Below are 16425 nucleotides of genomic sequence, written 5' to 3' on the forward strand. Positions count from 1 at the left end.
GACGGTCCTTTCGAAGACGTACGCGGGAGGGTGCGGGGATCAGGTGACGGTCGGGCGCTGCTGGAACTCGGGCGTGCGGTGGGCTCCCGAGACGGTGATGTCCCGCAGCTCCTCGACGGCGCGCAGGACGTCGGCGTGGGTGACGTACAGGGCGTTGAAGCCGAAGCGGAGCAGGTCGGGGGCGCGCATGTCGCCGATGACGCCCCGGGCGGTGAGGGCGGCGACCAGCGGGTACGCCTCCGGGTGGCGCAGGGCGGCCTGGCTGCCCCGGCGCGCCGGGTCGCGGGGTGTCGCCGGGGTGAAGCCGAGGCCGTCGAGGAGGGTGTCGGCGCACTCCTGGAAGAAGCCGGTGAGGGAGAGGCTCTTCTCCCGCACGGCCGTCATCTCCACTCCGTCGAAGGCGGTGAGCGCGGCTTCCAGGGCGAGCAGGGAGAGCAGCGCGGGCGTGCCGATCCGGGCCCGGGTGACGTCCGCCGCCGGTGCGTACGCGCCGGACATCGCGAAGGGCTCGGCGTGCCCGTGCCAGCCGGTCAGGGGGTGGTCGAAGGTCTCCTGGTGGCGCCGGGCGATGTACGCGAACGCCGGGGCGCCCGGTCCGCCGGACAGGTACTTGTAGCCGCAGCCGACCGCGAAGTCGGCTCCGATCGCGTCGAGTTCGACGGGGAGGGCGCCCGCCGCGTGGCACAGGTCCCAGTGCATGAGGGCCCCGGCGTCGTGCGCGGCGGCGGTGAGCGCGGCCATGTCGTACAGCTCGCCGGTGCGGTAGTCGACCGGGGCGTACGCGGCGACGGCCACGTTCCCCGCCTCCTCGGCGAGGACCTCGGCGGCGTCCCGGGCGGGCACCCGGCGGACGTCGAGACCGAGGAGGCGGCCGACCGAGTCGGCGATGTACTGGTCGGTGGGGAAGTGGTCCGGGTCGGTCAGCAGCAGACGGCGGCCGGGGCGCGTCCGGGCGGCGGCGAGCAGGGTGTTGAACAGCTGGACGCTGGTCGAGTCCCCGGCGACGACCTGCCCGGGGGCCGCGCCGATCAGCCGTCCGATCGCGTCGCCGGTGCGGACCGGGGCCTCCCACCAGCCGTTGGCGTTCCACGAGCGGATCAGGTCGGTGCCCCACTGGCGGTGCACGGCGTCCTCGACGACCGGGGGGACGGCGGCGGGCAGCGCGCCCAGGGAGTTGCCGTCGAGGTAGACGACCCCCTCGGGGAGGAGGAAGCGGTCCCGGACGGCGGCGAGCGGGTCGGCGGCGTCCAGCGCGGCGGCGCGCGCGGCGAGCCCGTCGGTGCCGGGGGCGGGGGAGGTGGCGGTGGGGTCGGTCGTCATGCGGTGTCTCCGTGATCACGTGCGAGGGGTGCGGCGGGGGTGGCGGGGGCGTCGGAAGGGGCGGGGGCGTCGGGCGCGTCGGCGGTGGCGGACTCCGTCGGCACGGAGGGCGCTTCGGCCGCCGGTGCCGGGTCCGCCCCGGCGGGGTCCGGGGTCCTGAGCAGGTCCAGGGCGATGTCCGTGAGCAGGTCCTCCTGTCCGCCGACCAGCCGCCGTCGGCCCGCCTCGACGAGCAGGTCCCGGGTGGGGACGCCGTGGCGCGCGCCGGTCGCCTCCGCGTGCCGCAGGAAGCTGGAGTACACCCCGGCGTAGCCGAGCGTGAGGGTCTCCCGGTCGACCCGGACGGGCCGGTCCTGGGTGGGCCGGACGAGTTCCTCGGCCGCGTCCGTCAGCGGGAACAGGTCGCAGCCGTGCTCCCAGCCGAGCAGGTCGAAGACCGCCACCACCGGTTCCAGGGGCGCGTTCCCGGCGCCCGCGCCCTGCCCGGCGAGGGAGGCGTCGACGCGCCGGGCGCCCGCCTCCACCGCCACGACGCTGTTGGCGACGCCCAGGCCCAGGTTGTGGTGGGCGTGGATGCCGATCTCGGTGGCCGGGTCGAGGACGTCCCGGTAGGCGCGGACCCGGTCCCGTACGCCGTCCATCGTCAGCCGCCCGCCGGAGTCGGTGACGTACACGCAGTGCGCGCCGTACGACTCCATCAGCCGTGCCTGCGCGGCCAGTTCGGCGGGCGGAGCGAGGTGGGACATCATCAGGAAACCGGACACGTCCATGCCGAGTTCCCGGGCGAGCGCGATGTGCTGGGCGGAGACGTCCGCCTCCGTGCAGTGGGTGGCCACCCGGACGGAGGTGACGCCGAGCGCGTGGGCGCGGCGCAGGTCGTGGGCGGTGCCGATGCCGGGGAGCAGCAGGGTGGTGAGCCGGGCCCGGTGGAGGACGTCCGCCGCCGCCTCCAGCCACTCCCAGTCGGTGTGGGCGCCGGGGCCGTAGGTGACGGAGGAGCCGGAGAGGCCGTCGCCGTGGGCGACCTCGACGGCGTCGACGCCCGCCGCTTCGAGGGCCCCGGCGATCGCCCGCACCTGGTCGAGGGTGTAGCGGTGGGAGACGGCGTGCATCCCGTCCCGCAGGGTGACGTCCTGGACGTAGACCTGGGTCATCGGCCGAGGCTCCGTTCGGCCAGGCGCTCGGCGGTGCGCAGCGCGGCGGCGGTCATGATGTCGAGGTTCCCGGCGTAGGCGGGGAGGTAGTGGGCGGCGCCCTCCACCTCCAGGTAGACCGAGACGAGCAGCCGTCCGCCGCCACCGAGCCGGACCAGCGGGTCGTCGGCGGCGAGCGCGCGGAACTGCGGCTCCTGCTTGAGCCGGTAGCCCGGCACGTACGCGGCGACCGAGGCGGCCATCGCGTGCACGGAGGCCGTGATCCGGTCGGTGTCGCAGTCGTCCACGAGGCAGTGGACGGTGTCCCGCATCAGCAGCGGGGGCTCCGCCGGGTTGAGGACGATGATCGCCTTGCCCCGGGTCGCGCCGCCGACCTGCTCCAGGGCGCGGGAGGTGGTCTCGGTGAACTCGTCGATGTTGGCCCGGGTGCCGGGTCCGGCCGACCGGGAGGCGATCGAGGCGACGATCTCCGCGTAGTGCACCGGGGTGACGGCGGCGACGGCGGCGACGACCGGCACGGTGGCCTGGCCGCCGCAGGTCACCATGTTGACGTTGGCCGCGCCGAGGTGCTGGTCGAGGTTGACGGGCGGCACGACGTACGGGCCGATGGCCGCCGGGGTGAGGTCGACCAGGGTCTTCCCGTAGGGCGCGAGCGCGGCGGCGTTGCGGTGGTGGGCGGCGGCCGAGGTGGCGTCGAAGACGACGTCGATCTCGTCGAAGCCGTCCATTCCGATCAGCCCGGCGACGCCGTCGGAGCTGGTCGGCACGCCGAGCCTGCGGGCTCGGGCGAGCCCGTCGGAGCCGGGGTCGATGCCGATCATCGCGGCGGCGGTGACGTTCCCCGAACCGCGGATGATCTTGATGAGGAGATCGGTGCCTATGTTGCCCGATCCGATGACGGCGGCCTTCACCGTGCGGCCTCCTCGGTCGTCGGGGTCAGTCCGAAGAAGCGGACGGCGTTCTCGCCGAGGACGGCCGCCCGTTCCTCCGGTGTGAGGGCGCTCTCGCGCACCAGCGCGCCGATCGACTCCTCGCCGAGCGGGAACGGGTGGTCCGAGCCGAGCAGCACCCGCTCCGCGCCCATCACGTCCACCAGGAGCCGCAGCGCCCCCGGGTCGAACACGGCGGAGTCCACCGCGAAGCGGTCGGTGTAGTACGACGGCGGGTGCGGGCTGTCGGCGCGCACGATGTCCCGCCGGTGCCAGGCGTTCTCGGCCCGGCCCAGCAGGTACGGGAAGCTGCCGCCGCCGTGCGCGAACAGCAGCCGCAGCGAGGCCGGGAGCCGCTCGAAGGCGCCGGAGAGGATCAGCGACAGGATCGTCAGATGGGTCTCGCCCGCCATCCCCGCGAGCCAGGCCAGCATGTACCGGGAGTGACGCGGCCCGGACGGCAGGTCCCAGGGGTGGACCAGGACGGCCGCGTCCTCCTGCGCGCAGTGCGCGAGGAATTCGACGAGGGCGCCGTCGTCGAGGTCCCGGTCGCCCAGGTGGTTGCCGATGTGGACGCCGTGGAAGCCCTGCCGCATCGCCTCGCTGACGGCCTCGCAGGCGGCCTCGGTGTCCTGGAGCGGCACCTGGCACAGGGGGGCCAGCCGGTCCGGGGCGTGCTCCGCGTACCGCAGCAGGTGCGCGTTGACGGTCCGGCACCAGTCGGCGGCCCGCGCCGCCTCCAGGCCGTAGCCGAAGAGCAGCGGGGTGCTGGACAGGACCTGCACGTCCACGCCGAGCCGGTCCAGGTCGGCGACCCGGGTCTCCGGGTCCCACAGGGTCCGCCGCACCGGCCGGTACTCGGCCGCCCCGGCCATCATCATCCCGGTGTCCGGGCCGTCCGTGGTGCGCAGCCAGGGGCCGTCGTCGGAGCCGGTGATCCGGCGGGACTCGGCGCGGCCGATCTCCGGGAAGACGTGCGCGTGGATGTCGACGACGGTCATGCTCCGGCCGCCTCGTCGCGCCGGGTGCGCGGGCGCAGTGCCTCGGGCCAGTCCTTGCCCGGGTGGAGGGCGCCGCAGTGCCCGCAGGTGCGGGCGGCCTCGTCGGCGTAGAAGGCGCTGAAGACCGGCGGCAGGTCGTCGACGATCGAGGTGAGCTGGACCTCGCTGCGGTGCACCAGGTGGTGGCACTCCACGCAGTACCACTCGAAGGCGTCGCGGTGGCCCTGCGGCCGGGCGAACTCGACGACCAGACCGATGCTGTCCTCCTCCGGCCGCTGCGGGGAGTGCCGCAGGTGCGCCGGGGCGAGGAAGACGTCGCCCTCCCGGATGTGGATGTCGCGCGGCGGACGGCCCTCCTCCTCCATGACGCGGAGCACCATGTCGCCCTTGAGCTGGTAGAAGAACTCCTCGATGGGGTCGTCGTGGAAGTCGGTGCGGCGGTTGGGGCCGCCGACGACCGTCACCATCAGGTCGGCGTCCTGCCAGATCTGCACGTTGCCGACCGGCGGCTTCAGCAGATGGCGGTGCTCCTCGATCCACGCCTGGAGGTTGAAGGGGCTCATGGTCATCGGTGCTGGTCCTCGTTCTGCGGGAGATGGGCCACCGCGCTGATCTCGATCAGCAGGTGGGGGTGGGGCAGTTGGTGCACGGCGACGGTGGTCCTGGCCGGCCCGGTCTCGTCGAAGTACTCGGCGTAGACCTCGTTGTAGCCGCCGAAGTCGTTCATGCCGACCAGGTACGCGGTCACCGACACCAGGTCGTCGAGACCGCCCCCGACCGCGCCGAGCAGGCTCGCGATGTTGTCGAGCACGGCCCGGGTCTGGACCCGGATGTCGAGGTCGGTCACGCCCATCGGATCGGCGCTCGCGCCCGCGAAGGTCCCGTCGGGGCGGCGCGAGCTGGTGCCGGAGACGAAGACCAGGTCGCCCGCGCGCCGCAGGTGCGGGAACCGGCCGCGCGGCGGGGCCGCGCCGGGGACGATCACGACGCCTCCCCGGTGGTGAACCGGACCGCGCCCAGACGCCCGACCACGGCCCGTACGTGCGTGCCGGGCGGCAGCGGTACGGCGGCGGTCGCCGCCCCGGCGAGGACGACCGTCCCCGGGGCGAGCGGTCCGGCCAGCCGGGCCGCCGCCGCGAGGGCGCGCAGCGGGTCGCCGAGGATCGCGGCGGTGGAGCCGGTCTCGGCCGGGCGGCCGTCCAGTTCGAGGACCACGCCCAGGTTCGCCAGGCCCCGGAGCCCGCCCAGCGCGGCCGGTGCGGTCCAGGGGCCCACCGCGTACCCGGCGGCGGAGGTGTTGTCCGCGATCACCTCGGGCAGCGAGAAGCGGAAGCCGTCGTAGCGGGAGTCGATGACCTCCAGGGCCGGGGCCACGCCCGCGACCGCCGCCGCCGGGTCGCCGCCCGGGACCAGGACCGAGCCGAGGAGGAAGGCCACCTCGGGCTCGACCCGGGGGTGGATCAGCCCGGAGACGTCGTACCGTCCCCCGTCCGGGATCTCCATCCGGTCCGTCAGCCGCCCGTGGATCAGGTCGGAGACGCCCATCTGCCGCATCTTGGCGACGCTGGTGAAGCCCAGCTTCACCCCGGTGAGCCGCTCGCCCCTGGCGAGCCGTCGCGCCACCAGCGCCTCCTGCGCCGCGTACGCCCCGGCGGTGTCCGTGAGGCCGCTGCCGCCCCCGGGCAGCGGACGCGCCTCCCGCGCCGCCGTGTCGAGGGCCTCGGCCAGTGCCGTCGGGTTCATCGGGCTTCTCCTTCCGTCCCGGCGCGCCCGAAGGCCGCGCGCACCGAACCGAGTCCGTCGATCCGGGCCTCCAGCACGTCACCCGGCGCCACGGCCGTCATCGGCCCCAGCGCACCGGTGAGCACGGTGTCCCCGGCCCGCAGCGGCCTGCCGAGCCGGACGAGGGTGTCGGCCAGCCAGACGGCGGCGTGCAGCGGGTTCCCGAGGCAGGCGACGCCCGCGCCGGTCGAGACGGGCTCGCCCCGCCGTTCCAGGACCATCCCGGCGGTCCGCAGGTCGAGTTCCCGCAGGAGCACCGGGCGGGTGCCGAGCACGTACGCGCCGCTGGAGGCGTTGTCGGCGACCGTGTCCACGGCCGTGATGTCCCAGTCGCGGACGCGGCTGCCGACCACCTCGACGGCGGGCAGCGCGAAGGCGGTCGCCCGGATCACCTCGGCCACCGTGTGCCGTTCGTGGGGCAGGTCGTGCTCCAGGACGAGCGCCACCTCGGCCTCGGCCTTCGGCTGGAGCACCGCCCCCCAGGGCAGCTCCGCGCCGTCGTGCACCGCCGTGTCGTCGAACAGGGCGCCGAAGTCCGGGGTGTCCACGCCCAGTTGCCGCTGCACGGCGGCCGAGGTCAGCCCGACCTTCCAGCCGGTGATCCGGCGGCCCTCGGCCAGACGGCGCTCGGTCAGGAGGGACTGCACGGCATAGGCCGTGTCCAGGTCGCCGGGCGGCAGCAGGTCCCGTACCGGATCGCACGGCACACCGGTCCGGCGCGCCAGGTCGAGGCGCTCGGCGGCGGCCGTGACCGCCGGGTTCTCGCGGTTCGTCGTCACAGCTTCACACACACGTTCATGGGCTCGGAGAAGAAGTCCAGGGAGTGGTCGCCGCCCTCGCGCCCGATGCCGGACGCCTTCACTCCGCCGAACGGGGTGCGCAGGTCGCGCAGGTTCCAGGTGTTGACCCAGGCGATGCCGACGTCCAGGGCCGGGGCGACCCGGTGGGCGCGCCGCAGGTCACCGGTCCACACCGTGGCGGCCAGCCCGTACGGGCCCGCGTTCGCCAGGGCGAGCGCCTCCTCCTCGGTGTCGAACGGCGCCAGGTGCACGACCGGGCCGAAGATCTCGTCCCGTACCGCCGGGTGGTCCTCCGGCAGCCCGGCGAGCACGGTCGGCTCCACCCAGAAGCCGCCGTCCCGGCCGTCCCCGAAGCGCGGCACCCCGCCACCGGCCAGGACCTCGCCGTCGGCGGCGGCCCGCGCCACATGGCCCAGGACCTTGTCGCGGTGGGCGGCCGAGACCATCGGGCCGTACCCGGTCAGCTCCTTCGCCCCGGCCGCCAGCTTCGCCGCGAACTCCTCGAAGACCGGCCGCTCCACGTACACCCGCTCGGTGCACAGACAGACCTGGCCGCTGTGGGTGAAGGACGACCGCAGCGTGCCCGCCACCGCCTCCTCCAGGTCCGCGTCGGCGAAGACGAGACCGGCGTTCTTGCCGCCCAGCTCGAAGGAGACCGGCGCCAGCCGGGCCGCCGCCGCCCGCATGATCGCCGTACCGGTGCGGGACTCGCCGGTGAAGGCGACCGCGTCCACCCCCGGGTGCTCGGTCAGCCACTGGCCGGTCGCGTCCGCGCCCCGGCCGTGCACCAGGTTGAAGACACCCGCCGGGACCTCCGCCTCGGCCATCACCTCCGCGAGCAGACAGGCCGTGCCGGGGGTCAGTTCGGACGGCTTGGCGACGATCGTGTTGCCCGTGGCGAGGGCGGGCGCGACCTTCCAGGTGAGGAGCAGCAGCGGCAGGTTCCACGGCGAGATCACCGCGACCACCCCGAGCGGCTTGCGCACCGTGTAGTTCAGCGCGCCCCGCCCGTCGGGGGTCGGCGTGTGCCAGGACTGCTCGCCGCGCCCCGCGAGGAGGTCCGCGTAGGCCCGGAAGTTGGCGACCGCGCGCGGCACGTCCACCGTCGAGGCCAGCTCGTACGGCTTGCCGGTGTCGGCGCACTCGGCGGCCACGAAGTCCCCGGAGCGCCGCTCGATCCCGTCCGCGATCCGGTGCAGGAGCCGCGACCGGTCCGCCGGGCTCCACGCGGCCCACGGTCCGCGCAGCGCCGCGCGGGCCGCGTCCACCGCCCGGCCGACCAGCTCCCGGGACGCCTCCGGCACCTCGCCGACGGCGTTCCCGGTGACCGGGTCGACGAGCGGGAACGGCACGCCGGACGCGTCGAACCCGCCTCCTACGTAATGCCGGACGGGTGAACTCACCTTGGGGACCTCCGTTGCTGAGCCGGGGACTGTCCGAAACTCGACCCCGGGGCGTGCCGGTATAGTGCGCCCACCCACCTATGCCGATCCAATGCCTTTTGACGCGGGAGGTATAGCGACCCCGGTATGCCGTGGTGGCGCGCTCCCCGGAGACGTCCCGCTCGCGGGCCCACCGCCCCCGGCCCGACACCCCTCGTGAGCACCCCTCCTCCCCGGAAGGACCCCCTGGCGATGGATCTCCTGGACGGCCGGCTGAAGTTCCGGCACCTGACCCTCCTCATCGCGGTGTACGAACACGGCAGCGTCGTCCGCGCGGCCGAAACCCTCCACCTCACCCAGCCCGCGGCCACCCGGACCCTGCGCGAACTGGAGACCGTCGCCGACCTCCCGCTCTTCGTCCGCGTCCCGCGCGGGATGCGGCCCACCGTCTACGGCGAGGCGCTCGTCGGCCACGCCCGCGCGGTCGTCGCCGAGGTCCGGCGGGCCGAGGAACACCTCACCGGACTGCGCCAGGGCCAGGACGGCACGGTCACCGTCGGCACCCTGCTCGCCGGGGCCAACGTGCTGCTGCCCCGGGCGGTCGCCCGGCTCAAGAGGGAACGCCCACGGCTCACCGTCGTCGTCCGCGAGGGCACCCCGGACGTCCTCCACCCCGCGCTGCTCGGCGGCGAACTCGACGTCATCGTCGGCCGGGTGGGCGCCGCGCCCGGCGAGGGCGAGAAGGTGCGGCACCGGATGCTCTACCGCGAACCCATCCGGCTCGCGGTCCGCGCGGGCCACCCGCTCCTGGCCGGATCCGGGACCGCGCTCACCGACGCGCTCGGCTACCCGTGGATCCTGCCGGTCGAGCAGACCGCGCTCCGCCAGGAGATCGGCGCCCTCTTCGTCGACCGGGGGCTCTCGCTCCCCGCCGACCGGGTGGAGTGCACCTCCATCCTGACCATGCGGGCCCTGCTCCTCCAGACCGACATGGTGGCGCTGCTGCCCGAACTGGTCCTCCGCGACGACGAACACCTCGCCCCGCTCCCCGTCGACCTGCCCTCCGTGGGCCGCACGGTCGGCATCACCGAGGCGGCCCACCGCACCCGCACCCCCGCCCTCGAAGCCCTCCTGCGCCATCTGGAGGAGGAGGCGGCCCTGCTCCGCGAGACCCTGGGCGGCGGGACACCCGCGCCGGAGGGCGGGGGAGCGGCCCACCGGTAGGTAGGAGGGAGGGGAAGCGCACCGGACCGGAAGGGCGGGGCCGAGGCGGTGCGGCGGCCCCCGGCTGGGAGGGGGCGGGGCCGAGGTGGTGTGCGGCCGACGACCGGGAGGGGCGCGGCCGACGGCCGGACCCGGCCCCGCTGTCAGACCCCTGCGCCATGCTCTGCGCCATGGACGAGAACGCCTTCTGGCAGCTCATCGAAGAGTGCCGACCCGCCGCCCCCGACCCCGAGGGCGACGGACTCGCCGCCGCCCTGACGGCCCGGCTCGCCCGGGGGCCGGTGTCCGAGGTGACCGGTTTCGCCGAACGGCTCTCCCTGGCCCTGTACCGGCTGGACCGCAGGGAGTACGGCGACGGCCTGTCGGGCGACCAGTTCCTCTACACCCGTGCGGCGGTCGTCGCGGCGGGGCGCGAGGAGTACGAGAGCGTCCTGCGGGACCCGGAGCGGTTCGTCCCGTACGCCGAGGCCCTCGTCTGGGCCGAGGCCCTGCTCTCCGTGCCGGACGAGGCGTACGAGCGGCTCACCGGCGAGGAGTGGGACCGCGCCACCCGCTACAGCTACGAGTCGTACTCCCACAGGGACGGCTGGGCCGGGGCGTAGGCCAGGGCCGGGGGCACCGGCGCCACGAGGGTGCCCGTACCCCCCGGCCGCAGGGCGTCAGACCGGCTGCGGCCCCATCAGCCGGACCAGCAGGTCGTCCAGGCTGACCAGGCCCGCGAGCCCGCCGTCCGCGTCCCGCACCAGGGCGAGGGAGGCACGGCGCTGCCGGAGCTGCTCGACCGCCTCCGACACCGTCGTGTCCCAGGCGAGTTCGGGCACCGGACGGACCAGGTCGCGGGCCTCGGCCCGGCGCCCCCGGGCGGCGGCCACCAGGACGTCACGGGCGTGGACCGAGCCGAGGAGGCTCTCCCCGTCCCGTACGAGCAGCCGGGAGAAGCCGGTGTCCGCCGCACACGCCAGGATCGTGTCCAGATCCGCGTCGGCGGGCACGGCGACGATCTCGGCGGCCGGGATGCGGAGCGCGGAGACCGGGGTCTGCGGCTCGGTGAGGGAACGGGTGATGAGCTGGGAGTCCGTCTTGTTGATCAGCCCCAGACGCGCGGACTCCTCCACCAGATGGGTGAGCTGCTCCCGGTTGTGGACGGCGGTCAGCTCGTCGCGGGGCTGTACGCGGCAGAGCCGGACGAGCGCGTTGCTCACCGAGTTGAGCAGCCACAGCAGCGGGCGCACGGCGTTCACGACGGCCCGGAAGGCCGGGGTGAGGAGCATCGCGGAGCGCTCGGGGTGGGCGATGGCCCAGGACTTGGGAGCCATCTCGCCGACGACCATGTGGAGGAAGACCACGACGATCATGGCGACGGCGAACGACACCCCGTAGCTGAGGGCGGTCGGCAGGCCGAGCTTCACCAGGAGCGGGTCCAGCTCGTGGGAGATCGCGGGCTTGGACAGGGAGCCGAGCCCGAGGGTGCAGATGGTGATGCCGAGCTGGGCGCCCGCGAGCATCAGGGACAGCTCGCGCATCCCGGCGAGGGCCGCCTTGGCGCCGCGCCTGCCCTCCGCCACGGCCTTCTCGACGCGGTGCCGTCTGGCGGCGACCAGCGCGAACTCGGCGGCGACGAAGAAGCCGCTGCCGATGAGCAGCAGGACGGTGACGAAGAGAGCCATGGGGAAGCTCATGCCGGGGCCTCCTCGGCGGTGGGGGCGAGGCGTTCGACGCGGACGCGCTCGGGGACGTGGCGGTCGAGGCTCAGCACTTCGATGCGGACGCCGTCGACGGTCAGCCGGTCCCCGATCGTCGGGAAGCGGCCGAGGCGGTCGATGACCAGTCCGGCCACGGTGTCGTAGTCGTCCTCCTCGGGCAGGACGATGCCGGTGGCCTCCTCGACCTCGTCCAGGCGGCGCCCGGCGTCCACGCGCCAGCCGTCCCCGTCCGGTACGGCGAGGGCGACGACGGTGTCGGTCTCGTCGGCGATGTCCCCGACCAGTTCCTCGGCGATGTCCTCGTAGGTGACGACCCCGGCGACGCCGCCGTGCTCGTCCAGGACCACGGCGAACTCGTCGTCGCGCTCCCGCATCTGCGCCACCGCGCGGGGCAGCGGCAGCGTGTCCGGCAGCAGCAGCGGCGGGCGGCAGGACGCACCGGCGGTCAGCCCGCCGAACCGGGCGACGGGCACCCGGACGAGGTCGCGGACGCCGAGGACCCCCACGACGTCGTCGGGGTGGTCGCCGAGGACCGGGTAGTTCGAGTGGCCGTGCTCCGCGATCAGGCCGACGGCTTCGGTGAGGGTGGCGTCCTTGCGGACGAAGACGGCGTCGGCGCGCGGCACCATGACCTCGGCCATGGTCCGCTCCGAGAACTCCAGGGCGTGGTCGAGCAGCTCGGCGGTGTCGGGCGGCAGTTCGCCCCGCTCGTGGGACTCGCCGATCAGATGGCTGAGCTCCTCCAGGGTGGCGCCGTGGTGCAGTTCCTCGACCGGCTCGATGCCGATCCTGCGCAGCAGCCTGTTCGCGGCGCCGTCGAAGACGTGGACGACCGGCCCGACGACCTTCAGGTAGAGGAGGGTGGAGGAGGCCAGGGACTTGGCCAGCCGCTCGGGCACCGCGAGCGCCAGGTTCTTCGGCGCCAGCTCGCCGAGGACCATCTGCAGGACGGTCGCGAAGACGAAGGCGAGGACGACGGAGATCGCGGAGACGGCGCCGTCCGGGAGCCCCGCCCCCTCCAGTACGGGCTTCAGGAGCGCCGAGACGGACGGCTCGGCCAGGAAGCCGACGACCAGCCCCGTGACGGTGATGCCGAGCTGGGCGCCGGAGAGCATGAACGAGAGCCGTCCCAGGACCGTGAGCGCGCGGGCCGCCCGCTTGTCGCCCGCCTCCGCCTCCCGGGCGAGCGCGAGGCGGTCGGCGGCCACGTAGGCGAATTCCTGGGCGACGAAGTAGCCGGTTCCTGCGGTCAGTACGAGAACGGCCAGGAGGCCGAGAGCGGCGTTCATCGGCTGCCGCACCTCATCACGCGGGGGCGGGTCGGACTGGCGGACAAGAAGGGACTCCTTCGGGGGGCGGTGCGGGGTACGGGGCGCCGACGGGCACCCGTGGGGGCGCGCCGGGCGTCGGGGGGAACGCGGAGCGTGTGGAGGAACGGACGCGGGCGGCCTCGGCCGGATCGTGTTCCGGTGCGGGACGCCGGTCTCGGGACGGATCGTGTTCCGGGGCCGGATGCCGGCCTCGGGCCGGATCGTGTTCCCGGGCGGGGGCCTGGCCCCGGGCCGGATCGTGGGTCCCGGGCGGCACGCGGTCCACGGCGGGAACCCGGCGCCCGGCCGGATCGTCCTGCCGCGCCGGACCGTCGTCCTCGGCCGTGTCGGTCGTGTCCGCCGTGCCGCTCGGCGTCCGCGCCGGGTCGTACGTCGGCCGTCGTGCCGCGCGCGCCTCCCGGTGCGAAGGGGCCGGGGCAGGGGGCGGCACGGCTGGTACTCGGAGGCTCACCCATGTGCGGGTCGCTCACTCCTCGGTCGTCCTCGGGCGGAATCGGCGGCCGGACGGGCACGCGGATTTCTACATCACTGTAAAGGAAAGGTGATCGGACATCGAGAGGCGCCCGGTCTTCCCTCCATGCGGCCCGGCACCGGCCGGGGCACGGCCTGGCCTGGCCCGACCCGACCCGACCCGACCCGACCCGACTCGGTCCGACCCGACTCGGTCCGGTCCGGTCCGCGTGCTGGGCCCCGGCCCGGTCCCGGCCCGCGCACTGGCCTCCGCCCGGTCCCGGCCGCGTCTGGGCCCCGGCCCGCCCCCGGCCCCGGCCCGCCCCCGCCCCCGACCCCCGGCCCGGCTCCCGGCCCCCGCCCCCAGCCCCGCCCCGCCCCCGGCCCCCGCGCCGGAACCACCCCGTGGAGCCGTACGGGAACGATCACCCATCCCACGACGTTCTACACTCCTGTAGAAGATCTGATGGTCCGGCGCCGCCCCGGCACCGGACCGTCCCGACGTCTGGAGTGTTCATGGCCCTGTGGGACCGCGTCAGGGAGTCCGCATCGACGATGCAGACCCAGTTGACGGCGAAGAAGAACGATCTGCGGTCCGGTGCCTTCCGGGACGCCTCGATGGCCATGTGCGCGCTGGTCGCCGCCGCCGACGGCACCGTCGACCCCGCCGAGCGCCAGCGGGTCGCCCAGCTCATCGCGGCCAACGAGGTCCTGCGGAACTTCGACGCGGCCGACCTCCGGCGCCGCTTCGACGCCCACCTCGACACCCTCGCCGCCGACTTCGACTTCGGCCGGGTCGGCGTCCTCCAGGAGATCGCCAAGGCGAAGAAGAAGCCCGCCGAAGCCCGCGCCGTCATCCAGATCGGCATCGTCATCGGCGGCGCCGACGGCCACTTCGACAAGACCGAACAAGCAGCCGTCCGCGAAGCCTGCTACGCCCTCGGCCTCCCCCCGCACGAATTCGACCTCTGAGACCCAGACCCACCCCGCCCACGGAAAGGGAAGCAACGGCATGGAGATCTCCGGCATCATCAGTGCGATCGTGATCGGCGTCGTCATCGGAACCCTGGGCCGACTGGTCCTCCCGGGACGGCAGCGGATCGGGGTGCTGTGGACGATCGCGGTCGGCATCGCCGCCGCCTTCGTCGGCACCGCCGTCGCCGCCGCCCTGGGCGTGGCCGACACCAGGGGCGTCGACTGGATCGAATGGCTGATCCAGATCGCCCTGGCGGCGGTCGGCGTCGCCGCGCTCGAACGCCTCAGGGCCCGCGCCTGACCGACGGGCGCACGACGGGACGGCACGGACGGCACGGACGGCACGGACGACGGGGGAGTCTTCGGTGAAGCACGGCAGGTTACGGACCCGGTTCCGGTACTGGTTCGACGGAACGATGGACCGGGGCACACCGGCCCTGATCAGCTGGCTGGCACTGGCCTCGGTGCTGCTGATCGTGGCCGCCTCCACCCTGGTCGTCGTCTTCACCGACACCGACGCCGAGGACAACGGCGGCTGGCCCGGGGTGGCCTGGATGAGCCTGCTGCGCACCCTCGACCCCGGCACCATGGGCGGGGACACCGGAGGCCCGGTGTTCCTCGGCCTGATGCTGGCGGTGACGATCGGCGGCATCTTCATCGTCAGCGCCCTCATCGGTGTCCTCACCACCGGCCTGAACCAGAAGATCCAGGAACTGCGCAAGGGCCGCTCCCGGCTGATGGAACGTGACCACACCATCGTCCTCGGCTGGTCGGACCAGGTCTTCACGGTGATCGCCGAACTCGTCGAGGCGAACCAGAGCGAACGCCGCTCCTGCGTCGTCGTTCTCGCCGACCGCGACAAGGTCGCCATGGAGGACGCGATCCGCACCCGCGTCCCCGACATGGGCCGCACTCGGGTCGTCTGCCGCTCCGGCAACCCCCTGATACGGGCCGACCTGGAACTGGTCAGTCCCGACACGGCGAAATCGGTCATGGTGCTGCCCCCGGTCGGCGACGACCGGGACGTGGACGTCATCAAGGTCCTGCTGCTCCTCAACAGCCGCACCTGGCAGGGCCCCCGGCCCCACATCGTGGCCGCCGTGCACGATTCGGACAACCTCGCCGCCGCCCGCCTCGCCGCCGGGGACGGCGCCCTCGTGATCGACGCCGAGGACATCGCCGTACGCCTGATGGCCCAGGCCCACCGGCAGACCGGCCTCTCCGGCGTCTTCGACGAACTGCTCAGCTTCGTCGGCAACGAGTTCTACCTGCGCGAGGAACCCGCCCTCGTGGGCACCACCTACGGGGCGGCCCTCCACGCCTTCGAGACCGGCGCACCGGCCGGGCTGCGCGGGAGCGACGGCCGGGTCCTGGTCAACCCCGCCATGGACACGGTCATCCGACCCGGCGACCAGCTCCTCGTGATCGCCGAGGACGACCTGCTCATCAGGACGGCCAGGACCCCGCCCCGGATCGTCGAAGCGGCCATCACCTCCGCGCCCGCCCGAACGCCCCGGCTCGACCGCACCCTGCTCATCGGCGAGAACTCCCGCACCACCAAGCTCGTCACCCTGCTCGACAGCTTCGTACGGCCCGGCTCGACCCTCGACATCGCCGCGCCCCGGAGGCCGGACGCCGCCCTGGCCCAGCCCGTCGCCCACCTCACCGTCGGGTTCAAGCACTGCGAGCCGACCCGCAGGGCGTCCCTCGAAGCCCTCGACCTCGGTGGCTACCAGCACATCGTGGTCCTCTCCGACGACACCTTCGCCCCCGGGCCCGCCGACGACCGGACCCTGGTGACCCTGCTCCACCTGCGGGACATCGAGGAACGCCTCGGCGACCCCTACTCGATCGTCACCGAGATGAACGACGACGCCAACCGCGAGGTCGCCCAGGTCACCAAGGCCGACGACTTCATCGTCAGCACCAAGGTCATCAGCCTGCTGCTCACCCAGCTCACCGAGAACCGCGAGCTGTACGACGTCTTCATCGACCTCTTCGACCCGGAGGGCTCGGAGATCTACCTCAAACCCGCCACCGACTACATCGTCCCCGGCGCCGGGGCCAACTTCGCCACCGTCGTCGAAGCCGCCCGGCGCGAGGGCGAGACGGCGATCGGCTACCGGCTCGCCCGGCACGGCGAGACGCCCCCCGGCTACGGCGTCTTCCTCAACCCGTCGAAGGACACCCCCCTGACCCTCGGCCCCCAGGACGCGGTCGTCGTCCTCGCCGAGGGCGAGGGGCACGGCCCACGGCGCTGACCGGCGGCACCGCGCCCGACGGGCCCGGGGCGCCGCGCCCCCGGGCCCCGGCCGCCCCTTCCGGCCCTTCCGGACCGGGCGCGGCCCCGACCCGGCGGGACTCCCCGGGAGAC

At 74.2% G+C, this 16425-nt stretch carries 16 protein-coding genes; 5 read left to right on the forward strand and 11 right to left on the reverse strand.

What is annotated here, in order from left to right:
* Positions 1 to 39: 39 nt before the first annotated feature.
* From kynU to ACFXGN_RS00105, 9 genes are read right to left on the reverse strand one after another with little or no spacing between them, the layout of a single operon-like run.
* Positions 40 to 1320 carry a kynureninase gene (gene kynU / locus ACFXGN_RS00065; RefSeq protein WP_384851380.1) on the reverse strand — a complete coding sequence of 427 codons (1281 nt, stop codon included), beginning with the start codon at positions 1318 to 1320 and terminating at the stop codon, positions 40 to 42.
* Positions 1317 to 2474 (reverse strand): 4-hydroxy-2-oxovalerate aldolase, encoded by a 1158-nt coding sequence (gene dmpG, locus ACFXGN_RS00070; protein WP_384851381.1) that lies wholly within the window; start codon positions 2472 to 2474, stop codon positions 1317 to 1319. Before dmpG ends, kynU begins: the two co-directional genes overlap by 4 nt.
* Positions 2471 to 3385 (reverse strand): acetaldehyde dehydrogenase (acetylating), encoded by a 915-nt coding sequence (locus ACFXGN_RS00075; protein WP_384851382.1) that lies wholly within the window; start codon positions 3383 to 3385, stop codon positions 2471 to 2473. Before ACFXGN_RS00075 ends, dmpG begins: the two co-directional genes overlap by 4 nt.
* Positions 3382 to 4404 (reverse strand): amidohydrolase family protein, encoded by a 1023-nt coding sequence (locus ACFXGN_RS00080; RefSeq protein WP_384851383.1) that lies wholly within the window; start codon positions 4402 to 4404, stop codon positions 3382 to 3384. Before ACFXGN_RS00080 ends, ACFXGN_RS00075 begins: the two co-directional genes overlap by 4 nt.
* Positions 4401 to 4973 carry a 3-hydroxyanthranilate 3,4-dioxygenase gene (locus tag ACFXGN_RS00085; RefSeq protein ID WP_384851384.1) on the reverse strand — a complete coding sequence of 191 codons (573 nt, stop codon included), beginning with the start codon at positions 4971 to 4973 and terminating at the stop codon, positions 4401 to 4403. The genes ACFXGN_RS00080 and ACFXGN_RS00085 overlap by 4 nt, the downstream gene beginning before the upstream one ends.
* The gene (locus tag ACFXGN_RS00090) at positions 4970 to 5389 is read right to left on the reverse strand and encodes a RidA family protein (RefSeq protein ID WP_384851385.1); all 420 of its coding nucleotides are present in this window, start codon (positions 5387 to 5389) and stop codon (positions 4970 to 4972) included. Before ACFXGN_RS00090 ends, ACFXGN_RS00085 begins: the two co-directional genes overlap by 4 nt.
* Complete coding sequence (locus ACFXGN_RS00095; RefSeq protein ID WP_384851386.1) at positions 5386 to 6147, reverse strand: 2-keto-4-pentenoate hydratase; 762 nt, start codon at positions 6145 to 6147, stop codon at positions 5386 to 5388. The genes ACFXGN_RS00090 and ACFXGN_RS00095 overlap by 4 nt, the downstream gene beginning before the upstream one ends.
* Positions 6144 to 6965 carry a 2-keto-4-pentenoate hydratase gene (locus tag ACFXGN_RS00100; protein ID WP_384851387.1) on the reverse strand — a complete coding sequence of 274 codons (822 nt, stop codon included), beginning with the start codon at positions 6963 to 6965 and terminating at the stop codon, positions 6144 to 6146. Before ACFXGN_RS00100 ends, ACFXGN_RS00095 begins: the two co-directional genes overlap by 4 nt.
* Entirely contained in the window at positions 6962 to 8389 is a 1428-nt protein-coding gene (locus ACFXGN_RS00105; RefSeq protein ID WP_384851388.1) for a 2-hydroxymuconic semialdehyde dehydrogenase, read from the reverse strand. The genes ACFXGN_RS00100 and ACFXGN_RS00105 overlap by 4 nt, the downstream gene beginning before the upstream one ends.
* Positions 8390 to 8620: 231 nt before the next feature.
* Between ACFXGN_RS00105 and ACFXGN_RS00110 the strand changes: the two genes are divergently transcribed.
* Together ACFXGN_RS00110 and ACFXGN_RS00115 are read left to right on the forward strand one after the other, a co-directional pair.
* Complete coding sequence (locus ACFXGN_RS00110) at positions 8621 to 9592, forward strand: LysR substrate-binding domain-containing protein (protein WP_384851389.1); 972 nt, start codon at positions 8621 to 8623, stop codon at positions 9590 to 9592.
* Between the two features lie 170 nt (positions 9593 to 9762).
* Positions 9763 to 10194, forward strand: a complete 432-nt coding sequence (locus tag ACFXGN_RS00115; RefSeq protein WP_384851390.1) for a DUF4240 domain-containing protein — start codon at positions 9763 to 9765, stop codon at positions 10192 to 10194.
* A gap of 57 nt (positions 10195 to 10251) precedes the next feature.
* Here the strand turns inward: ACFXGN_RS00115 and ACFXGN_RS00120 are convergent, their stop codons facing one another.
* Together ACFXGN_RS00120 and ACFXGN_RS00125 are read right to left on the reverse strand one after the other, a co-directional pair.
* The gene (locus tag ACFXGN_RS00120; protein ID WP_384851391.1) at positions 10252 to 11271 is read right to left on the reverse strand and encodes a hemolysin family protein; all 1020 of its coding nucleotides are present in this window, start codon (positions 11269 to 11271) and stop codon (positions 10252 to 10254) included.
* On the reverse strand, positions 11268 to 12584 hold the full coding sequence (locus ACFXGN_RS00125; RefSeq protein ID WP_384851392.1) for a hemolysin family protein: 1317 nt from the start codon (positions 12582 to 12584) through the stop codon (positions 11268 to 11270). The genes ACFXGN_RS00120 and ACFXGN_RS00125 overlap by 4 nt, the downstream gene beginning before the upstream one ends.
* A gap of 1008 nt (positions 12585 to 13592) precedes the next feature.
* On the opposite strand from ACFXGN_RS00125, the gene ACFXGN_RS00130 reads away from it, so the two are divergent.
* The 3 genes from ACFXGN_RS00130 to ACFXGN_RS00140 all read left to right on the forward strand — a co-directional run bounded on the left by ACFXGN_RS00130 (position 13593) and on the right by ACFXGN_RS00140 (position 16312).
* Positions 13593 to 14048, forward strand: a complete 456-nt coding sequence (locus tag ACFXGN_RS00130) for a tellurite resistance TerB family protein (protein WP_384851393.1) — start codon at positions 13593 to 13595, stop codon at positions 14046 to 14048.
* A gap of 40 nt (positions 14049 to 14088) precedes the next feature.
* Positions 14089 to 14352, forward strand: coding sequence for a GlsB/YeaQ/YmgE family stress response membrane protein (locus tag ACFXGN_RS00135; RefSeq protein WP_384851394.1), 264 nt, complete (start codon positions 14089 to 14091; stop codon positions 14350 to 14352).
* Between the two features lie 64 nt (positions 14353 to 14416).
* The gene (locus ACFXGN_RS00140) at positions 14417 to 16312 is read left to right on the forward strand and encodes a potassium transporter TrkA (protein WP_384851395.1); all 1896 of its coding nucleotides are present in this window, start codon (positions 14417 to 14419) and stop codon (positions 16310 to 16312) included.
* Positions 16313 to 16425: the final 113 nt, after the last annotated feature.

This window comes from Streptomyces sp. NPDC059247, assembly GCF_042754005.1.
GTDB lineage: Bacteria > Actinomycetota > Actinomycetes > Streptomycetales > Streptomycetaceae > Streptomyces.